Source organism: Janthinobacterium sp. C22 (assembly GCF_057919405.1).
This window is the reverse complement of record NZ_CP193659.1, coordinates 5,878,918-5,898,929: the sequence shown is the minus strand read 5'-3', so window position 1 is coordinate 5,898,929 and position 20,012 is coordinate 5,878,918. Positions and strand designations below refer to the sequence as shown.

At 65.1% G+C, this 20,012-nt stretch carries 21 protein-coding genes and 1 pseudogene; 13 read left to right on the top strand and 9 right to left on the bottom strand.

What is annotated here, in order from left to right; all coding sequences use genetic code 11:
• Positions 1-7: 7 nt before the first annotated feature.
• Positions 8-283: a hypothetical protein gene (locus ACRHIG_RS27785; RefSeq protein WP_489628604.1), complete on the bottom strand. Its 276-nt coding sequence runs from the start codon at positions 281-283 to the stop codon at positions 8-10.
• 414 nt (positions 284-697) lie between these two features.
• On the opposite strand from ACRHIG_RS27785, the gene ACRHIG_RS27780 reads away from it, so the two are divergent.
• The 9 genes from ACRHIG_RS27780 to bufB all read left to right on the top strand — a co-directional run bounded on the left by ACRHIG_RS27780 (position 698) and on the right by bufB (position 8,253).
• A complete protein-coding gene (locus ACRHIG_RS27780) occupies positions 698-1,222 on the top strand; it encodes a hypothetical protein (protein WP_489628603.1) in 525 nt (174 codons plus the stop codon).
• Between the two features lie 51 nt (positions 1,223-1,273).
• Positions 1,274-2,905, top strand: a complete 1,632-nt coding sequence (locus tag ACRHIG_RS27775) for an ExeA family protein (protein ID WP_489628602.1) — start codon at positions 1,274-1,276, stop codon at positions 2,903-2,905.
• A 216-nt stretch (positions 2,906-3,121) separates the two neighbouring features.
• Positions 3,122-3,625, top strand: coding sequence for a general secretion pathway protein GspB (locus ACRHIG_RS27770; RefSeq protein ID WP_489628601.1), 504 nt, complete (start codon positions 3,122-3,124; stop codon positions 3,623-3,625).
• 100 nt (positions 3,626-3,725) lie between these two features.
• Positions 3,726-4,574, top strand: a complete 849-nt coding sequence (locus ACRHIG_RS27765; protein WP_489628600.1) for an alkaline phosphatase family protein — start codon at positions 3,726-3,728, stop codon at positions 4,572-4,574.
• Positions 4,517-5,200, top strand: coding sequence for an alkaline phosphatase family protein (locus ACRHIG_RS27760; protein ID WP_489628599.1), 684 nt, complete (start codon positions 4,517-4,519; stop codon positions 5,198-5,200). Before ACRHIG_RS27765 ends, ACRHIG_RS27760 begins: the two co-directional genes overlap by 58 nt.
• 82 nt (positions 5,201-5,282) lie before the next feature.
• Positions 5,283-5,819, top strand: coding sequence for a molybdopterin-guanine dinucleotide biosynthesis protein B (gene mobB, locus ACRHIG_RS27755; RefSeq protein ID WP_489628598.1), 537 nt, complete (start codon positions 5,283-5,285; stop codon positions 5,817-5,819).
• Positions 5,820-5,876: 57 nt separating this feature from the next.
• Positions 5,877-6,077, top strand: coding sequence for a YjfB family protein (locus tag ACRHIG_RS27750; RefSeq protein ID WP_034781856.1), 201 nt, complete (start codon positions 5,877-5,879; stop codon positions 6,075-6,077).
• Between the two features lie 233 nt (positions 6,078-6,310).
• A complete protein-coding gene (locus ACRHIG_RS27745; protein ID WP_489628597.1) occupies positions 6,311-6,613 on the top strand; it encodes a BufA1 family periplasmic bufferin-type metallophore in 303 nt (100 codons plus the stop codon).
• 17 nt (positions 6,614-6,630) lie between these two features.
• On the top strand, positions 6,631-8,253 hold the full coding sequence (gene bufB, locus ACRHIG_RS27740) for an MNIO family bufferin maturase (protein WP_489628596.1): 1,623 nt from the start codon (positions 6,631-6,633) through the stop codon (positions 8,251-8,253).
• Positions 8,254-8,257: 4 nt separating this feature from the next.
• On the opposite strand, the gene ACRHIG_RS27735 is transcribed toward bufB, so the two are convergent.
• The 3 genes from ACRHIG_RS27735 to fumC form a co-directional block, all read right to left on the bottom strand.
• On the bottom strand, positions 8,258-8,542 hold the full coding sequence (locus ACRHIG_RS27735; RefSeq protein ID WP_326459592.1) for a hypothetical protein: 285 nt from the start codon (positions 8,540-8,542) through the stop codon (positions 8,258-8,260).
• Positions 8,543-8,663: 121 nt separating this feature from the next.
• A complete protein-coding gene (locus ACRHIG_RS27730; protein ID WP_489628595.1) occupies positions 8,664-8,885 on the bottom strand; it encodes an RNA-binding S4 domain-containing protein in 222 nt (73 codons plus the stop codon).
• Between the two features lie 56 nt (positions 8,886-8,941).
• Positions 8,942-10,375 carry a class II fumarate hydratase gene (gene fumC / locus ACRHIG_RS27725; RefSeq protein ID WP_489628594.1) on the bottom strand — a complete coding sequence of 478 codons (1,434 nt, stop codon included), beginning with the start codon at positions 10,373-10,375 and terminating at the stop codon, positions 8,942-8,944.
• A gap of 172 nt (positions 10,376-10,547) precedes the next feature.
• On the opposite strand from fumC, the gene ACRHIG_RS27720 reads away from it, so the two are divergent.
• A complete protein-coding gene (locus ACRHIG_RS27720; protein WP_489628593.1) occupies positions 10,548-11,681 on the top strand; it encodes a type IV pilus assembly protein FimV in 1,134 nt (377 codons plus the stop codon).
• Between the two features lie 154 nt (positions 11,682-11,835).
• On the opposite strand, the gene ACRHIG_RS27715 is transcribed toward ACRHIG_RS27720, so the two are convergent.
• The 3 genes from ACRHIG_RS27715 to ACRHIG_RS27705 form a co-directional block, all read right to left on the bottom strand.
• Positions 11,836-11,988, bottom strand: coding sequence for a hypothetical protein (locus tag ACRHIG_RS27715; protein ID WP_161911801.1), 153 nt, complete (start codon positions 11,986-11,988; stop codon positions 11,836-11,838).
• A 120-nt stretch (positions 11,989-12,108) separates the two neighbouring features.
• Complete coding sequence (locus ACRHIG_RS27710; RefSeq protein WP_489630883.1) at positions 12,109-12,381, bottom strand: flagellar protein FliT; 273 nt, start codon at positions 12,379-12,381, stop codon at positions 12,109-12,111.
• A 201-nt stretch (positions 12,382-12,582) separates the two neighbouring features.
• On the bottom strand, positions 12,583-13,410 hold the full coding sequence (locus tag ACRHIG_RS27705) for an HDOD domain-containing protein (protein WP_489628592.1): 828 nt from the start codon (positions 13,408-13,410) through the stop codon (positions 12,583-12,585).
• A gap of 154 nt (positions 13,411-13,564) precedes the next feature.
• Here ACRHIG_RS27705 and ACRHIG_RS27700 point away from each other — a divergent pair, with 154 nt between their 5' ends.
• From ACRHIG_RS27700 to ACRHIG_RS27690, 3 genes are all read left to right on the top strand, one after another.
• The gene (locus ACRHIG_RS27700; RefSeq protein WP_489628591.1) at positions 13,565-15,634 is read left to right on the top strand and encodes a M13 family metallopeptidase; all 2,070 of its coding nucleotides are present in this window, start codon (positions 13,565-13,567) and stop codon (positions 15,632-15,634) included.
• A gap of 68 nt (positions 15,635-15,702) precedes the next feature.
• Positions 15,703-16,353 (top strand): class I SAM-dependent methyltransferase, encoded by a 651-nt coding sequence (locus ACRHIG_RS27695; RefSeq protein ID WP_489628590.1) that lies wholly within the window; start codon positions 15,703-15,705, stop codon positions 16,351-16,353.
• A gap of 153 nt (positions 16,354-16,506) precedes the next feature.
• Complete coding sequence (locus ACRHIG_RS27690) at positions 16,507-16,692, top strand: CsbD family protein (RefSeq protein WP_071324957.1); 186 nt, start codon at positions 16,507-16,509, stop codon at positions 16,690-16,692.
• 75 nt (positions 16,693-16,767) lie between these two features.
• Here ACRHIG_RS27690 and ACRHIG_RS27685 read toward each other — a convergent pair whose 3' ends face one another.
• Entirely contained in the window at positions 16,768-18,978 is a 2,211-nt protein-coding gene (locus ACRHIG_RS27685; RefSeq protein WP_489628589.1) for a S9 family peptidase, read from the bottom strand.
• A 190-nt stretch (positions 18,979-19,168) separates the two neighbouring features.
• Positions 19,169-20,007: pseudogene (locus ACRHIG_RS27680) on the bottom strand (PhzF family phenazine biosynthesis protein).
• Positions 20,008-20,012: the final 5 nt, after the last annotated feature.

Here is a 20,012-nt window from a genome sequence, read left to right as displayed (position 1 = left end):
TTTCACGTCAGGTACTGAATTTTTCGCTGCTGGTAGTGGCCCTGGCGCGCATGCGCAGGCTCAGCAGCACGATGGCGACCAGCAGCAGCGAATGCGTGCTCGGTTCATCCGGGGCGCGCACGCGCGGACTGGCGTCGGGCGACTGAAAACTGGCCAGGCGCGCGGCCAGTGGGGCGGGCGGCGCCTGGTACGCGGCCACCTGGATCGGCGGCGTGCGCGCCGCATGCGTGTTGCCAGCGGCCCAGAGCGACAGGGCCGCGCACAGCAAGATCATCTTTCTCATCATGTTCTGTATTTCTGCCGAGGGCTGTAAGTCGATCACGCATGGCCCCGCCGTATGCCGGTCCATGTCCTGTCCCCAGTGTGTATGCTTTCCGGTGTTGCTCATGCAGCACAGAAATAATATCTTTTTATAAATTGCGTGTATTAAAACACAATAAAATGAAAATGCAAACGTCTTTTTGCAAATAAGCGCATGCGCTGACTGTGCTTGCCGGGCGGGTCTATTGCATGGGGGAAATGACGTGGCATTTTCATGGGGAGTGTCATAATGGCCCTGGCATTTCCGCCCAGGCATGGAGTAGATGATGAGCAAGGCACAGGACAGCAAGAAGGAAGCCAAGAAAGAACCGGCCAAGACCATGAAAGAAAAGAAGGAAGCCAAGAAGGTCAAGAAAGAAGAGCGCAAGCGCTGATCATGCGCGTGCGCCGTACCTTGACGCGCCCGTGGCGTGCGCCGGCCCTGCTGGCGGCGTTCGCCCTGCTGGCCTGCGGCGTGCCCGTGTCCGGCGTGCTGGCGCAGGCCAAGCCGGCGCCGAGCACGTTCGGGCAAGTGGTGGGCAATGCCGTGCTGTGCATCGACCAGATCGACAACAAGGCCTTTTATGCCTATCTGCTGACGGCCTTCGGCCCCGCCTACAAGCATGAAGGGGGCGCCTACTGGTTCCGCACGGAAGCGACCCTGTGGGGCGCGCCCGTTACCGACGTCATCGTCAGCGACGACACCAGTCCCCTCGTCTTCATGGGCGTGGTGGCGGACGCGACACCGGAAAAGCTGGAGCCGGCCATCCGCGGCGCTTCGGGCCTGCGTTTCAATAAACTCGACAATTCCGCCTTTCCTGTCCGTGGTTCCGTGCCTGGCAGTAAAATCGTCTACTTTCGCAGCAAGGCGAAAGTGTATTGCGCCAAATACAAGCCGTTGCCGCCCGCCCGCACCCGCTGAGGGTCTCGGCTTGCCGTCGCGCATTTTGATCGTTTCATCCGCAGGGTCTCCATGTACACGCATTATTTCCAGCTCAAGCAATCGCCGTTTTCGATTGCCCCCGATCCGCGCTACCTGTTCATGAGCGAACGCCACCGCGAAGCGCTGGCGCACTTGCTGTATGGCGTGGGCAGCGGCGGCGGCTTCGTGCTGCTGACGGGAGAAATCGGTGCCGGCAAGACCACCGTGTGCCGCTGCTTCATGGAGCAGATTCCGGAGAATTGCCAGCTCGCCTATATCTTCAATCCGAAATTGTCCGTCGAGGAATTGCTGCTGTCGATCTGCGAGGAATTCCGCATCGCCCTGGCGCCCGGCGTGGCCAGCGTGAAAGGCTATGTCGACGCCATCAATGCGCACCTGCTGGCCAGCCATGCGCAGGGCAAGAACAATGTGCTGATCATCGATGAAGCGCAAAACCTGTCCGCCGCCGTGCTCGAACAATTGCGTTTGCTGACCAACCTGGAGACGAGCGAGCGCAAGCTGCTGCAGATCATCCTCATCGGCCAGCCGGAATTGCGCGCCATGCTGGCGCGGCCCGAACTGGAGCAGCTGGCGCAGCGCGTGATCGCCCGGTATCACCTGGGTTCGCTGACGGCCGGGGAAACGGCCAGCTACATCCGCCACCGCCTGGCCGTGGCGGGCAGCACGGCGCAGACGCCGTTCGCGCCGCGCCTGATGGCGCCCATCCATGCCTTGAGTAAAGGCGTGCCGCGCCGCATCAACCTGCTGTGCGACCGCGCGCTGCTGGGCGCCTACGTGGAAAACCAGCCGCAAGTGACGCGCCAGATACTGCGCCGTGCCGCCGAGGAAGTGTTTGCGGAAGAGGGGACGCCGGTTGCCGGACGGGGCTTGCGCTGGCCGCACGTGGCCGGCGGCGTGCTGGCCGGTGCGCTGGTCACGGCCGCGCTGGCCTGGCATTTCATGCCGCACGCGCCTGCCACAGTGGCCGTGGCGAAAGCACCCGCCGTGGTAGCGCCACCGGCGCCCGTTGCCGCACCTGTTCCTGCGCCCGCGCCCGTCAGCGTGCCGGACCGCAACGCCGTGCTGCGCCAGCTGGCCAGTCTGTGGGGCGAGCAGTTGCCGGCTGGCGATGCTTGCCAGGCGGGCGCCCGCACCGGCCTGCGCTGCCTGCACAGCCGGGGCGGCATCGCCGAGCTGCGCGTGCTGGACCGTCCCGCCATGCTGGTCTTGCGCGATCCGGGTGGCACGGAACAGCTGGCGCTGCTGACGCGTCTGCAGGGGGATACGGCCACCTTGATGCTCGACGGCCAACAGCAAGACTTGCCGCTGGCCCAGCTGGCGCAGCGCAGCGATGGCGGTTTCACGACCTTCTGGCGCGCCCCGCGCAGCTGGCGCGACGAGGTGCCGCTGGGCGCGCGCGGCGCCGACGTGGATTGGCTGGCGCAGCGGCTGGCGCAACAGCGGGGCTTGCCGGCGCCGGCCGCCAATCTGCCGCTCGATGCCGAGATGCAAAGCCAGCTGCGCGCTTTCCAGCAAAGCCAGAACCTGCGCGCCGATGGCCTGGCGGGTCCGAAAACATATATACGCCTGATGCAGCTGGGTGACAATGCGGAGCCGCGCCTGAGCAGCGCGGCGCCTGCCGTGGCGGCGCCCGCTGCGACGGCGATGGTGGCGGGGAAATAAGATGTCCTACATACTTGAAGCACTGAAAAAATCGCAAGCCGAGCGCCAGCTGGGCGAGTTGCCGTCGATCCACGCACCGCAAGTGCAGCTGCACGATGGCGCGGCGTCCGGCGCGGCGCGGCGCGCGCCCGTCTGGCTGGCGCTGGGCGGCGTGACGCTGGCCTTGGCCGCCGCGTTGCTGCTGTGGCAGCCTTGGCAGGCGGGGCGGCGCCGCCCGTGCCTGTACCTGCGGCCGCTCCTGCCGTGCTGGTCCAGGCTGTGCCCGCGCCGATGCCGGCAGTCGTTCCGCCGGCAGTCCCGCCACCAGTGCCCGCGCCTGCGCCGGCCCCCGTCACGCAAGTCGCGCCCGTGCCGCCGGCGGCCACGGCCGCACCCGTGCACCATGCCAGGCCCGTGGCGGAACCGCAGCAGGAACCGAAGCCGCCCGTCCAGGCCGCGCCGCCGCCCGTTGCGGCCCCGGTGCCCGCCGTGCCCGCGCCTGCGACCGAAGAAAGCGTGCCGGGCATGCGCGACTTGCCCGAGCCGATACAGCGGCAAATCCCGCCGATCGCCATCGGCGGCTATATCTATTCGAAGAATCCGGCCGATCGTTTATTGTTGATCGACAAGGTCCTGCGCCACGAAGGCGAGGAGCTGGCGCCCGGCCTGGTGCTGGAAAAGTTGCAGCCGAAGGCGGCCATCTTCAGTTTCAAGGGCTACCGCTACCGCGTGCCGTACTGAGTTGTTGTGCATCAAGGCCGGGCCGTCATAGCTGAACCATACTGGCCTGGCCTGGTCGAACCAGGGTCGCTGCGCCCGTGTGCGCGGCCGGGGAGGTCCCATGATTGCTGCCGCAGCTGCTGGTGAGGGTGCGTTTGATGCGCATGGCTTGGGAAACCTGGCGCGCATCGACCATATCGTCGTGCTGATGATGGAAAACCGCTCGTTCGACCACATGCTCGGCTACCTGAGCCTGGAAGGCGGGCGCACCGACATCGACGGCTTGCAGGCCAGCCATGCCAATGTGCATGCGGGCGTGAGCTATCCCGTGCACCATTTGCGGCGCACGGCCTTCGGCCCGCAGCAAGACCCGTCGCACACGGGCCTGTCGGTGGCGCAGCAATTGCAAAACAATAACGGCGGTTTTGTCGACAACTATGCGCAAACGCACCCGGGCGACCCCGACATCGATCTGGTGATGGGTTACTACAATGCGGCCGACTTGCCCATGTACGATTTCCTGGCGCAGCAGTTCTGCGTCTGCGACCGCTGCTACAGCGCCGTGCCTGGCGCCACCTGGCCCAACCGCCTGTATGCGGTCAGCGGCAAGGCGGCCGGCAGCAAGGATAGCAAGCGCGTGCCCCTGTATGCGAACAAATCCTTCGTGCGCCACCTGGACCGCGCCCAGGTCGGCTGGAAATTTTATTCCGCCTGGAAACCCTGGAGCCTGGCGCTGACGGACGACCATTACCGCTCGTCCGAGCTGTACGAGCCGTTCGGCTCCAGCGCGCGCCGCTATGGCTTCATCGGCGACGCGCTGGCGGGTACCTTGCCCCCGGTCAGCTGGATCGATCCGCATTTTTTGAAAACGACGACCATCCGCCGGCCGATATCCGCGCCGGCCAGGCGCTGGTGGCGCAGGTCTATCAGGCCCTGTCGCGCGGTCCCGCCTGGGCGCGCACCTTGCTGATCCTCAGCTATGACGAACACGGGGGCTTTTTCGACCATGTACCGCCTGGCGCCGCCATCGATGACGACCCCGCATTTCGCCAGTACGGCGTGCGCGTGCCCATGCTGCTGGTGTCGCCGCTGATCGCGCCGGGCAGCGTCAGCCACGAGGTGGTCGACCACACGTCGATCATCAAGACCATCCTGCAGCGCTTTTGCCGCGCCGCCGATGGCAGCTTGCCCCAGATGGGCGCGCGCGTGGCGGCCGCCAGCGGCCTGGGCGCCGTGCTGACCCTGGCGCACGCCCGCGCGGCGCCGGCCGTGCCCGCTAGTGTGGCGGCGCAGCGGGCCGCCTGGGAAGCCGATGTGCGGGCGCAGGACTTCACCCCGCTGGCGCCCGCTTGCCAGCCTGATGGCGAGGTGGCTGCCGCTGCCGCCGTCCCCTTCCAGTCCGATGCCGAGGCGGGGGCGATCGCCGCCCACCGGCAATTGGCCCGCACGGCCAGGAATGCGCAGGCACAAAATGGCAGGGCTGCGGGCAAAACTGCGGGCAAGAAGGCGCCGAAGTCGGCGGGCCGGCGCCCGCGGCAGGGTGGTCCGCCGGCCCCCTTTGACGGGGGGAATGGCGGAAAATCCGGCGGCGCTTGACCTGTGCGATGGCTTGGGCAATGCAAGGCGCTGGCGCCCGTGGGGCTGCGTATAATCATTCCTTCTCAATCAAGGAGTGACCATGCACGATGCGATGCCCACCCACCCGGTACTGGGTGTGATCGGCCGTTCCGGTAGCGGCAAGACGACCCTGCTGGAATTTGTGGTGAAGGAACTGGCGGCGCGCGGCTTGCGCGTCAACCTGGTCAAGCACAGCCACCATGACCTGGCGCTGGAGCCGCCGCAAAAGGACAGCGCCCGCCTGCGCCTGGCCGGGGCGGCGGAAGTGCTGGTGGCGTCGCCGTACCGCTTTGCCATCGTGCATGAGCTGCGCGGCGCGCCCGAACCGGGCCTGGCGCAGCAATTGGCCCGCATGGGGCCGGCAGACCTGACCCTGGTCGAGGGCTTCAAGACGGACCCTATCCCCAAGCTGGAAGTGTTCCGCGCGGAAGTGGGGCAAGCACCCTTATATCCGCATGACCCGTACGTGATCGCCGTCGCCTCCGACAGCCCGGCGCCGGCCGGCCTGCGCGAGGGCGTGCAATGGCTGGACTTGAATGCGCGCGAGCAGGTGCTGGGCTGGTTGCTGCTGCAGTTGGAAAATAAGCTGAAAAAATAAGTTAAAGGTTTGCCTGCGGCATCCGTTAACAAGGGTAGAACCTCATTGGAGAAACGTATGGACGTCGGAAGCATTGCTCAACTGTCAACCACGATGGCGGAGACAGGCACGCGGCAAGCCGTCGGCTTGACTGTCCTGAAAAAAGCCCAGGATATCCAAAGCTCGACCGCCACCGCCTTGCTGGCAGCGCTGCCGCCGGTACAGTCGGCGCCGAGTCTGCCGGCTCACCTCGGCAACCGCATCAACACGACAGCCTGAGCGCGGTCCCGCGGCGCCAGCCTGGCGCTCGCCATAGATACGCCCACACCACCGTCGCCGACGGTGGCGCGTGGGCGTTGTTGTCTGTCTTTTCCGCTTCCTTTTCGCCTTCCTTCCGTCTCTGTTCGCCATGAATCGGCCGATTCAGTAAAATGGCGTGCATCACCTCGCGTTGCCCATCGTGCAGCCCGGGGCGTGCCCACTTTACTTTGACCCATGCAAGAGGAATCCCCATGAACAAACGTCAAGCTCTCATCGCCGCCGCCCTCGCTGGCCTCTGCGCCGGTACCGCCGTCAATGCGGCCGCCCACGATGGTCCCGCCCCCGGCGACAAGGAAAAATGCTACGGCGTGGCCAAGGCGGGGCAGAACGATTGCGCCTCGTCCGATGGCGCGCATTCCTGCGCGGGCCAGGCGGAGGCGGACAAGCTGCCCACGGAATGGGCCTATGTAGCCAAGGGCACGTGCGAACAGGCGGGCGGTTCCGTCAAGCCCATCAAGGCCGGCAAGGCGGCCAAGCCGGCCACGCAGCCCTAAGCGTCCGCCGCCTGTCCATGCCGCCGCCCATCCAGGCGCTTGCCGGCGTCGGCCTGCGCGCCGCGCACTACCGCGATTTCCTGGCGCGCCGGCCCCAGGTCGGCTGGCTGGAAGTGCACACTGAAAATTATCTGCAGCCTTCGGGCTGGGATAGCCATGTGCTGCGCACCTTGCGCCAGGATTACCCGATCAGCCTGCATGGCGTGGGCCTGGGCCTGGGTTCCGCGCGGGGCTTTTCCGAGGACCATTTGCGGCGCGTGCGCGCCGTGGTCGAGCGCATCGAGCCGGTCCTCGTGTCGGAGCACTTGTGCTGGGGCGCCGTGGCGGAGCAGCAACTCAATGATTTGTTGCCGCTGGCCTTGAATGGCGCGGCCCTCGATTTGCTGTGTGCAAGGGTGGGGAGGGTGCAGGATGTGTTGAAAAGGCCGATCTTGCTGGAGAATGTCTCCACTTACCTGCGTTTTGCCGACGATGCCATGAGCGAGGCGCAATTCCTGGCGGAACTGGCGCGCCGCAGCGGCTGCGGGCTGCTGCTCGATATCAATAATCTGTATGTGAACCAGTGTAACCACGGCGAAGACGCCTTGCTTGCGATGCAAGCCATCGCGCCGGGCAGCGTGGGCGAGCTGCACCTGGGCGGCCATCTGCTGACGCCGCACGCCGTGGTCGACCATCATGGCGCCGCCGTGGCCGACCCCGTCTGGGCGTTATATGCGGCCGCCTTGCGGCGCTTTGGCGCCATTCCCACCCTGGTCGAATGGGATACGGAGTTGCCGCCGCTCGATATCCTGCTGGGCGAGGCGGACAAGGCGCAAGCCATGCTGGCGCGCCATACGCCGCAAACGCCATGGCTTGGGATGGCGCCGCTGCCGTCACCGCCACCCGCGTCGCTTGACGCGCTGGCGGCCGGCCAGCAAGCGTTCGCCACCGCCTTGCTCGATACGGCGGCAGTTCTGCCAGCGTTCGCGGGAGACGCGGCGCCGCAGCGTTTTTCGCTGTACCGTGGCAGCTTGGGCGCCACCTGGCGCCGCACCCTGAGCCAGGTCTACCCCGTCGTGCTGGCGCTGGTGGGCGAGGCGTTCTTTGGCGGCCTGGCGCGCGCATACGGCCGGCAATCTCCGTCGGATAGCGCCGATTTGAACCAGTTTGGCGCCCGTTTCGCCGATTTTCTCGCCAAGTTCCCGCCAGCCGGCGAATTGCCCTATTTGCCCGATGTGGCGCGCCTGGAATGGGCCTTGCACCTGGCCCATTACGCGGCCGATGCGCAGGCACTGGCGCCCGAGGCGCTGGCCGCCTTGCATGCCGATCAACTGGAAACGCGGTGTTTCACCTTGCATCCCGCTTGTGCCTTGCTGGCATCGAACTGGCAAGCGGCGGCCCTGTGGCAGGCGCATCAAGAGGGTGAAGGGCAGGGGGTATTTCCGCAGGATATGCAGACGGCTAGTTACGCGCTGGTGTGCCGGCCGCGCTGGAAAGCGCAGGTGCTGGTGCTGGATGCGGCCGCGCATGCGGCCTTGCTGGCCTTGCGGCAGGGCCGCACGTTCGGCGCCGCGCTCGATGCGGCGTTCGAGCTGGACCCGGCATTCGACCTGGCCGCGCACTTGCGCCAGTGGCTGGCGCATGCGGTGTTGGCGGCGTAATTATTTATTCGAAGGCGCGCAGCACGCGCGCTTCGCCCGTCTGATCGCGGTACAGCGCGTTCGCGGCCAGCGTGGCGTCCATCATGCGCGTGACTTGCTCCTCTTCAAAGCGGGCCAGTTCGGCGGTGGCCGCGACGAGGGCCAGCTGCAGCCTGGCGCGCGCGCTCTGGTACAGGCTGCTGGTGTATTTGTCTGTGTTACGCAGTAATTCTTCCGCGTTTTCTATTACCTGGCGCAAGTCGCCGATCAGGCGTTCCTGGCTGCGCGTACCTTGTTCGGGATGGTCCATGGCGCTTCCCTTCTGCAATCGATATTTATCTGACAATAACGACGTGTTGCAGCTTGATCCAGGCAGCCGGGCTGGCAGGCAGGCTGGACGCATGGGGCTGCTTTCGCGCCCCATGCCGGCATCAAGCGGGGCCGACGACCGTGATACGGATCTCGCCCACGCTGACGACCTGGCCGGCGCGGATCTTGGCGGTCTTGCGCAATTCCTTCTTGCCATCGACCTTCACCACGCCGCTATCGACCATGACCTTGCCTGCGCCACCGCTGTCGCATAAGCCGACCAGCTTCAGCAGCTGGTTCAGCTCGACGAACTCGGATGTTAAATCAAAGCTTACTTTTTGCATTGTATCCCTTATTGCAACGATGTGTTTTCAACACTGAATGACGGTGTCAACTAAGGTCATAGTTTACATGAAGCGAGGGGGAATGCAGGCTGAGCCTTAACTTTTTTGGGCTGCGTCATCTCCAGGGGAACGATCCATGCACTGAATTGCTCTTCCGTCACAAAGCCCAGGGCCAGCGCCGCTTGCTTCAAGGTCGTGCCTTCGTGCTGGGCTTGCTTGGCGATTTGCGCCGCCTTGTCGTAGCCGATGTGCGGCGCCAGTGCCGTGACCAGCATCAAGGAGCGTTCCATCAGTTCGGCGATGCGACCACGGTTCGGCGCGATGCCGTGTGCGCAATGCTCATCGAAGCTGCGCATGCCGTCGCCGAGCAGGCGCGCGCTTTGCAGGAAGTTGTGTGCAATCAAGGGCTTGAAGACGTTCAGCTCGAAATTGCCCGAGGCGCCGCCTACCGTGATGGCCACGTCGTTGCCGAACACCTGGCAGCACAGCATGGTCAGCGCTTCGCACTGGGTGGGATTGACCTTGCCCGGCATGATGGAGCTGCCCGGCTCGTTTTCGGGGATGGTGATTTCGCCGAGGCCGGAACGGGGGCCGGACGCCATCCAGCGCACGTCGTTGGCGATTTTCATCAGGGCCGTGGCCAGGGTTTTCAAGGCGCCATGGGCGGCCACCAAGGCATCGTGGGCGGCCAGGGCGGCAAACTTGTTGCTGGCCGTTTCGAATGGCTGGCCCGTCAGGCGCGCCAGTTCCGCCGCAATGCGGCCGGCAAATTCCACGTGGGCATTCAAGCCCGTGCCCACGGCCGTGCCGCCGGCGGCCAGCTGCAGCAGCGGCGGCAACGAGGCGGTGATGATGTGTTCGGCGAAGTCCAGCTGCGCCACGTAGCCGGAAAATTCCTGGCCCAGGGTCAGCGGCGTCGCATCCTGCAAATGGGTGCGGCCGATCTTGACGATGTCGGCAAATTCCGTGGCTTTCTCATCCAGGGTGGCGCGCAGCTGGCGCAGCGGCGGCAAGACCGTGTTGGCGACGGCCAGCGCCGCCGCCACGTGGATTGCGGTGGGAAAGATGTCGTTCGAGGACTGGCCCAGGTTGACGTCGTCGTTCGGGTGCAGCAGGCGCCCGGCGCCCCGCAAGCCGCCGATCAGCTCGGAACCGCGGTTGGCCAGCACTTCGTTCATGTTCATATTGCTTTGCGTGCCGGACCCCGTCTGCCAGACGGCCAGCGGGAATTCCGCATCATGCTTGCCGGCCAGCACTTCGTCGGCCGCCTGCGTGATGGCGATGGCTTTCTTGCCATCCAGTAATCCCAGGTCCAGGTTGACGTGGGCGGCCGCTCGCTTGACGGTGGCCAGGGCGGCGATCAGTTCGGGCGGCATCTTTTCCGTGGAGATATGGAAGTGCTCGAGCGAGCGCTGCGTTTGCGCTCCCCACAGCCGGTCGGCGGGTACGTCGATCGGGCCAAAACTGTCGCGTTCGATTCTGCTGCTCATGGCATCCCTTTCATCGATGGAGGTGGATCGAGTGTACTCCAGACGTCAAAAAGACACAGGATGATGCTGTATTGCATCATTTTTGCCCTGACCCATCTATATTTTTGCGATTTCCTGCCGTTAAAGACAGGCGAGTCCCCATTATTTATCCCGTTATCAAAGCGATCAGTCCATGCAGAGCAGCATCCTTCCCCGTTGGTCCCTGATCGCGTGCGCCGCCGCCAGCCTGGCCTTGCCGCCCGTTATGGCGGCCGAACTGGGCGAGCTGGCGGTGCAGTCGCACGTGGGCCAGCCTCTGCTGGCCGAAATCGAGCTGACGACCCTGGCGCCAGATGAGGCCAACGGCGTGGCCGTGCGCCTCGCCTCGCCCGATGTGTACCGGGGCGGCGGCATCGGCATGGATGCGGCCCTGCAAACCTTGACGATCAGCCCGTTTGAGCGCGGTGGGCGGCAGTATGTGCGCGTGGCCACGCGGCAAGCGATCCAGGCGGGCCACGTGCATTTGTACTTATTGCTGGGGAATGGCAATGGCGCCATCGTGCGCCTGGCTACCTTGTGGCTGACGCCGGCGCCGCCCGCCGCCGCCAGTGCGCCGGCCAGGCCAGCCGTTCCGGCGCCCGCGCCTTTGCTCGCGCCTGCGCCGTTGCCGCGCGCCGTGCCTGGCATGCTGGCGCCCGACGCCGCCGCGCTGGCGGCCCGCGCGCGGGCCGAGGGCATGGTGCGCCCGGCCAGCGTGTTCGTGGCGCCGCCCGCCGCGCCGAAGCCGGCCGCCGCTGCGCTGCGCCCGCCGCCACTGCGCCGCGCCACGGCGCCCGTGGCCGCCTGTGCGCCGCAGGCGGATGCGGGGCAGGCGGCGGCATGCGTGGCGCTGGACGAGAAAAATACGGCCTTGAATGAAAAGCTCGGTGAACTGGAAGGCAAGATCGGCGTCTTGCAGCAGGCGTTGGCCCTGCCTGCCGCCGCCACGGCCGCCGTGCCGCCCGCTGCCGCGCCAGCCGTGGCGGAAGCGCCCCATGCCAAGCCCAAACCCCTGCACGCGGCGCCTGCGGCCGACAAGGAAAAGAAATCGGGCGGCAACGGCTTGCTGTGGCTCGGTATCGGCACTGTGCTCTTCCTGCTGCTGACGGCGCTCATCGTGTATGCCGTGCGCAAGCGCAGGCAAGCGGCGGAGCCGGGTGCGCCGTCGAAATACTGGGTCTTGCTGCGCAAGCCGTTCGGCCGCAGGAAGAAGAAGGAGGTGCCCGTGTTGACGGAGGCGGTGGAGGAAGGGGCGGCCGAGCCGGAAGCGGAGCCGTTCTCGCGTTAAATTGTGTGCGGGGCCGTGCTAAAAATTGATATAAAAAAAGATATTCAAAAAAGACAGAAAATGTACGTCTCTCGTGTTGCCTATTTTTTAAAGATGGTGATATGATTAATTCAGTGGACTTGCTCTACGACAAAACAGCCCCAGCCTGGCGCAGTCACCAACGATAGTGTGGCGCGGCAAACCAGGTGTAGCGTTGCATAAACGCCTGGGTCTGGAAGCGGTTTGCGATGCCGACGATGTGCTCGCGAACGCCGGATGCAACCGGCAGCGAGGCGACGCCAGGAGATACCTGGGGCTCGCCTTCCACATTCCCCACCTTGCTTTTTGAGCGCCGCAGATGGCGCGCTCGATGTCAGGGTGATAGACGTAAAAAGCACCCGCGGGTGCTTTTGTCGTTTCTGGCGCGGCGACTTGCTTGCCTCTTGGCTTACATGCGGGCGCGCGAACCTGGCATGGCGTTCGACAGCTGCGTCATCCACGGTTCCGTGATGGCGCGGATTTCGCGGTCATTGGCCAGGATTTGCTTGAGCAAGTCGATCTTGCGCAGGCGCGAGGCGCCGGCCAGGGCAGGTACCTTGCCCGCCATGGTTGCGCTGGCGGCGCTGGCGCACTGGTTTTCCAGGGCATCCAAGTCATTCCAGTCGCTCGAACGTGCGGCCACGACCATTTTATTGGTCATTCCTGCAATATTTTCATACATCGAGAGAACGTCGTTGGAGGTCATGAGCACACCCGTAACTAGTGAATGGATTACCGCTTGTCCAGATTAACGGCGGGTCCAACGGGAACTTGAGGGTGTTTTTGAAAAAAATGAAAATAATTTGGATGTTTTCTGGCTGGCCGCCGGCATCGTCCGCAAACCCCCATGGATGCCGGGGTGGCGATGCCGGCAGCGGTGGATTTATTTGACGAGTTCTTCCAGTCCTGCGCTCAGTTCGGCCGGCGGCGGCATCCTGTCGACCAGCACGGACGGTGGCAAACCGAGCGCTTCGGCCACCTCGTTGGGATAGCAGGCGATGATTTCTTCATTGCTCAAGGCATTTTCCTCGATGCGCGCGCGCCAGGCGGCCAGGTGGATGATGGCGGCCAGGCGGTTCAAGGGTGCCTTGGCCAGCGGATCGGGAAAGGCGGCGATGGCCTCGGCAAAGGCGGGCGGAAACTTCCAGCGGCGCGCCAGTTCGGCGCCCACCTGCGCATAATCGTAGCCCAGCGATACCCGTTCCGCGTCGAGCCGGCGCGCATCGAGCGGCGGGGCAATCTTGTCGAGCTGCATGGCTTGCTCGGGCATGGCGGCGTGGATCACCAGTTGCCCGATCGCATGCATCATGCCGATGGTGAAGGCCAGGTCCTGGTTGTCGCCCGTCTGCCTCGCGATCCAGCGGGCCGACACGGCGCTGTGCAGGCTGTAGCGCCAGAATTGCGGTAAATTCAGGCCCGGCACGGCCTTGAAACCGCTGACGAGGCCGGAACTGATGACAAGAGTGCGCACGGTAACAAAACCGAGCATCAGCACGGCGTCTTCCACCGTGCCGATGCTGCGCGAGACGTGGTAATAGGCCGAGTTGGCCAGCCGCAGCAGCTTGGCGCTCAAGGCCGGGTCCGCTCCCAGCTGGCGCGCGATGTCTTCGGTGGCGATGGCGGGGTTGTCGAAACTGCGCACCAGTTCATCGACGATCTTCGGGGCGGCAGGCAGGGCGTGGGGATGCTGGAACAGCGCTTCCAGTTGCATGGCAATCTCCTTGGCGTTCGCGCGGTACGGCGTGCGGTCGTGCCACTATATGCCGATTTTTTGTCCACATGCAAAAAAGTTAGGGGACGCTTTTTCACCTAAAAAGGCAGGATTTTCAGGGTATGATTTTGGCTATTACATCGAAAGGATCGTCATGCACGGTTTGCGTTTTTCCTGGTCCCGGACACCAGTCCAGGCCGCCATCATCCTCGCCCTGGCCGGCGTCTCGCTGACCGGTTTGCCTGCCCAGGCGCATGGCCAGCAAGCGGCCGCCAGCGCCGCCGCCCCCGCTGCCGCGCAGGTCTTGCCCGGCGATGATTTCTACGATTACGTGAATGGCGACTGGCTGCGCAGCACGGATATCCCTGCCGACCGCAGCAGCTGGGGCTCGTTCGCCATGCTGGCCAACGCCACCAACGAGCGCATCATCGGCCTCGTCGAAGGCCTGGCGGCGGCGCCGCAGGCGGATGCGGGCGCGCGCCAGGTCAGCGATTTTTACCGGTCCTGGATGGATGAAGCGGCTATCGAAGCGAAAGGCTGGGCGCCGATCAAGCCGCTGCTCAGGAAGATCGACGGCATACGCGACCGGGCAGGGCTGGCCCGCGCGCTGGGCGAGAGCCTGCGCGCCGACGTCGACCCGCTCAACGCCACCAATTTTTATACGGAAAACCTGTTCGGCCTGTGGGTGGCGCAAGACTTGAACGACACCACGCGCAACGTGGCCTACCTGCTGCAGGGCGGACTGGGCTTGCCCGACCGCGCGTTCTACCAGAGCGACAGCGCGCGCATGCAGGGCTTGCGCGCGGGCTACCAGGCGCATATCGCCGCCATGCTCCAGCAGGCCGGCTACCGCGATGCGCCGGCCCGCGCCGCGCGCGTGTTTGCGCTGGAACAACAAATTGCCGCCAGTCACGCCAGCCGCGAGGATTCGGCCGATGTCGCCAAGGGCAATAATGCGTGGCGTGCCGCCGACTTCGCCAGCAAGGCGCCGGGACTCGACTGGAAAGCCTTCTTCGAAGCGGCAGGGCTGGGCCGGCAGACGGATTTCATCGTCTGGCATCCGACGGCCATGACGGGCAGCGCCGCACTGGTGGCGAGCGTGCCGCTGGCCACGTGGAAGGATTTCCTGGCCTTCCACGCGATCAACCATTTCAGCACCGTCTTGCCGAAAGCGGCCGCCGATCAGCGCTTCGCCTTCTATGGCAGCGCCCTGAGCGGCACGCCGCAGCAGTCGCCGCGCAGCAAGCGGGCGCTGGCCGCGACGAATGCGGCCCTCAGCGACGCCGTCGGCAAGCTGTACGTGGAACGCTATTTCCCGCCTGAATCGAAAGCCCGCGTGCAAGACATGGTGACGAATATCGTCGCCGCCTTCTCGCGCCGCATCGACAAGCTGGACTGGATGGCGCCGGCCACCAAGGCGCAGGCGCAGGAAAAACTCAAGACCCTGTACGTGGGCGTGGGTTACCCGGAACGGTGGGAAAACTATGCGGGCTTGCGCGTGGTGCGCGGCGATGCGCTCGGGAATGTGCAGCGGGCGGAACAGTTTCATTACCGGCAGGAACTGGCCAAGCTGGGCCAGTCGCCCGACCGCAAGGCCTGGGCCATGCCGGCGCAACTGGTCAATGCCGTTAACTTGCCGCTGCAAAATGCGCTGAACTTTCCGGCCGCCATCCTGCAGCCGCCATTCTTCGACCCGCAAGCATCCGATGCGGCCAACTATGGCGGCATCGGCGCCACCATCGGCCACGAGATCAGCCACAGTTTTGACGACCAGGGCGCGCAATTCGACGCCCAGGGCAAGCTGCGCGACTGGTGGACGCCGGCCGACCTGGCGCATTTCCAGTCGGCATCGAAGCGCTTGGTGGAACAGTTCGCCGCCTACAAACCGTTCCCCGACCTGGCCGTGAATGGCCAGCTGACCCTGAGCGAAAACCTGGCCGACCTGGCCGGCGTGGCGGCCGCGCATGACGCGTTCACCCTGTCGCAGCAGGGCAAGCCGGCGCAGGCGGACGCGGACCGCGCGTTCTTCATCGGCTACGGCGTCAGCTGGCGCAGCAAGGCGCGCGAAGCGGCGGCGCGCCAGCAAATCCTCACGGATGGCCATGCGCCGGCGCAATACCGCGCCGCCACCGTGCGCAACCTCGACGCCTGGTATCCGGCCTTCGACGTCAAGCCGGGGCAGCAGCTGTACCTGGCGCCGGAACAGCGCGTGCGCGTCTGGTAATCATGGACGGTGCCGGACGCCCGACGCGCCGGCACCGTAAAATGGCGGAACATATCGACAGGACCGCCATGAAACCGACCCCGCCGCACGACCAGCAAGACCCCATCCACGCCATCACGGGCCGCACCCTGGCTCACTACGACGCCAGCGCCGAGCAGTTTTTCGAAGGCACGCGCGATCACGACGTCAGCCAGAACATCGGCGCGCTGTTGAACGCCATCGGCAAGCCGGCGCCGCTGGCCATCCTCGACCTGGGCTGCGGCCCCGGGCGCGACCTGAAGGCGTTCACGGCCCTGGGCCACCACGCGACGGGCGTCGATGGCTGCCCCCGTTTCGTCGAGATGGCGCGCGCCTACAGCGGCTGCACCGTGTGGCAGCAGGATTTCGTCGACCTCGACCTGCCGGCTGCGCATTTCGACGGCGTGTTCGCGAATGCCGTGCTGTTTCACGTGCCCAGCGCCGCCTTGCCCGGCGTGCTGCGCGCCCTGCACGCGTGCCTGAAGGAGGGCGGCGTGCTGTTCAGCTCGAACCCGCGCGGGCAGAACCAGGAAGGCTGGAATGGCGCGCGCTACGGCAGCTACCACGATGAAGCGAGCTGGGCCGCGTACGTGCAGGCGGCCGGTTTCAGCCTGGTCGAACAGTACTACCGCCCGCCCGGCTTGCCGCGCGACCAGCAGCCGTGGCTGGCCACCGTGTGGCGCAAGGATTTGACGGTCTGATCGACGATGTTGGCACTGTGTTAGGAACCGTACAGAGCCTTTGATCCCCACTGCGTACTATGGACACATCGACACGCAACAAGCAGCGTGTGAGCCGCAGTACCGGCCTTTTTGGCTGGACAACAGATGTACCAACTACAGTGAGGATCCATCATGAACAAAGATCAAGTCGAAGGTAAACTGAAGGAAGTCGGCGGTAAAATCCAGGAAGCCGCTGGCAAAGTCGTCGGCAGTGAAGAACAGCAAGCCAAGGGCCTGGCAAACCAGGTCGAAGGTAAAGTGCAGAAGAAGGTTGGCGATGTGAAGGAAGCAGTAGAGACCGTCACGCGCAAGCCTTAATTCTGGCAGCAAGAATGTAAAAACCGCCGCCTGTCGCGAGACAGGCGGCGGTTTTTTATTTGATGCAGCGCAAGCTTACTGTGCCGGCTTCATCAGGTTCTGCTTGAAGAACAGCTCGATTTTCTTGTACACGTGGCGCTGGCCCGCGCGCGACGAGATGCCGTGCTTGGCGCCCGGATACGTCATCAGGTCGAACTGCACGCCGCGGTTGACCAGCGCGTCGATCAGTCGCGTGCTGTTGCTGAACAGGACGTTGTCGTCGGCCATGCCGTGCACCAGCAGCAGCGGCGACTTCAGGCCGTCCAGGTGTGCGAACACGGTGCTGGCCTTGTAGCCCTCCACGTTTTCCTTCGGCATGCCGAGGAATTGCTCCGTGTAGTGGGTGTCGTACAGCGACCAGTCGGTCACGGGCGCCACCGACACGCCCATGGCGATCTTGTCGGACGCGGCCGACAGCAGGCGCAGGGTCATGAAGCCGCCGTAGCTCCAGCCGAACACGCCGATGCGTTTCGCATCGACGAAGCTTTGCTTGCCCAGCCAGTCGATGCCGACCAACTGGTCGGCCACTTCGGCCGCGCCCAGCTTGTGATAGATCGCGTCCGTGAACGCGCGCTCGCGGCGCGACGAGCCCCGGTTATCGAGGCGGAAGACGACAAAACCCTGCTGCGCCATGTACTGGTCGAAGTTGTTGCCCCAGCGGCGCGCCACGTGCTGCGAGTGCGGGCCGCCATACGTCGACAGGTAGACGGGGTAGCGTTTGCCCGCATCGAAGTTCGACGGCTTGACGATCGAATAGTGCAGGGTCTGGCCATCGTTGGCCTTCAGGGTGCCGTACTCGGTCGGCAGGTGGTCGGCCTTGTATTTGAAGTAGGGGTGGCTGGCGTTGAGCGCGTTTTCTTCCAGCCAGCCCACCATGGCGCCGTCCGGGCGGCGGATGCTCACTTGCGGCGGCGTGGCCGGGTCGGAATACGTGTCGACGAAGACTTCGCCATTGCGTGAGAACGTCGTGTCGTGCCAGCCGTCCGCTTTCGTCACGCGCTGCGGCTTGTCGGCCGTGCTGCCGTCGAGGGCCAGGGCGTAGGTCTGCTTGTCGATCACGGCGTCTCGGTTCGACGCGACGAACACTTTACCAGTCTTCTGGTTCACGGCCAGCACGCTGTCGATGCCCCATGCGCCGGAAGTGACGGGGTGCAGCAGCTTGCCGCCCATGTCGTACAGGTACAGATGGTTGCGGCCCGTGCGCTCGGACGACCACAGGAAGGTGCCGTTCGGCAGGAAGCGCAGGTCGTCATGGATGCTGACCCAGGTCTTGGACGTTTCCGTCAGCAGGGTGCGCTGCGCCAGGGTGGCCGCGTCGACGGCGACCAGGTCGAGCGTCTTCTGGTCGCGCGACTGGCGCTGGTAGACGAGCGACTTGCTATCCGCGCTCCAGTCGGCGCGCACCAGATAGATGTCCGGGTTCGTGCCCAGGTCGACCCGGCGCTGCGCGCCCGTTTCCGGCGAGACGATCAGCAGCTGCACCAGCACGTTCGGGTCGCCCGCGGCCGGGTAGCGCTGCTCGACGACGTCGGTGCGGTCGGCGAAGATTTCAAAGCGGCGCACTACGGGCACGGGCGCTTCGTCGTAGCGTTTATACGCGATGGCGGAATCGTCGGGCGCCCAGTAGTAGCCGGTGCGCTGGCCCATTTCTTCCTGCGCCACGAATTCGGCTTCGCCGTTGCGGATCGTGCCCTTGCCGTCCGTGGTCAGCTGGCGTTCCTGGCCCGACTTCAGGTCGATCACATGGATGTTCTGGTCGCGCACGAACGACACGTAGCGGCCTTTCGGCGAGATTTTCGGATCGAGCACATTGCCCTTGGCGACCAGGCGCGCCTTGTCCGGATGGGCCGCGTCGACCAGATACAGATTGCCGCCCAGCGGCACCAGCAGCTGCTTGCCGTCCGGCGACCAGCTGTAGCTGAGAATGCCGTTCAGGCTGGCCGTGCGCTCGCGTTCGCGGCGCGCCTGCTCTTCGGGCGAAATCGTTTCATTCGGCACCAGCGCCTTCGAGTCGACCAGGCGGTGCGTGCTCTTGTCCTTCAGCTTGAATTCCCACAGGTCGAGCTGGAACTGGTTGTCGGCGCGGCCGCGCAGGAACGTGACGCGTTCGCCGTCGGGCGAGACTTTCAGGTTGCGCACGCCGGGGCCGGCCAGCGCCGGATCGGCGTGGATGCGTTCCAGGGTCAGCTTTTCAGCCGATGCGGGAACGCTGGCCATCGCGGCCAGAAAACAAAGAATAAAACGCATGGATGTCTCGGTAGTTGGAAGAAGAAGGGCACTGCATGTACAGGCGAGCTTGAGCGTTGCCTAAGCGTAAGACGATACCAGAGCATGCGTGTTTATGCGATAGCGCCAGCCACGGAATAAACCGTTGCTGGCCGTATTTCCTTCGTCAAAAATATCCAGCAGCCGCCCATTCCATGGCGCTTTGCCCCGTTCAAGCCAATATCGTGCCTTCGATTACGGTCAGGCATGCGCCGCCTATCCAGGCGTGACCAGCGCGGAAACTGACGGACACGCGGCCGTCGCGCTGCAGGCAGGTGCCCTGGCGGACCGTGTAGTCGCTGCCCGCCAGCAGCTGCGCGATACAGGCGTTGGCGCTGCCCGTGACGGGATCTTCCACCAGGGCGCCGTGTTCGCTGAGCAGCGCGCGCACTTCGTAGTCGGCCGGCCCGCCGGCGGCGTGCGGGCCATACAGCGCCAGGCCGTCGGCGCCGGCGGCGGCCAGCAATGGCGTCAGCGCGGCGATGTCGGCGCGCACGGCCAGGCAGGCGGCGGCGCTGGCCAGCGGCACGCACAGCCAGCGGATGCCCATGTCCACAATAGTGGCGCCCGCGGCCGGTTCTCCGCCCAGCGCTGTTTGCAGCAGCGGCAGCAGCTCCGGGGCGAGCGCGCGCGTGGCGCAGGGCGGCGCCTGGAACGCCAGCACGCCGCCGGCGCCTCGTTCTATCTGTACTAGGCCGACGCCGCATTCCTGCACGATGCGCGTGCCCTTGGGCCGCATGCCCGCATCGAGCAGGGCGTACGCGGTGCCCAGGGTCGGGTGGCCGGCGAACGGGAATTCCATCTCGGGCGAAAAATCCGCACGCGGTAATCGGCCGCCGGGTCGCGCGGCGCCAGCACGAAGGTGGTTTCCGACAGGCCCGTCCAGCGCGCGATGGCCTGCATCTGCGCGTCGTCGAGGCCATTCGCGTCGAGCACCACGGCCAGCGGATTGCCGAGGAACGGCACGCTGCTGAAGACATCGACTTGCTTGAAGGGGCGTTGTTGCGGCATGGGGT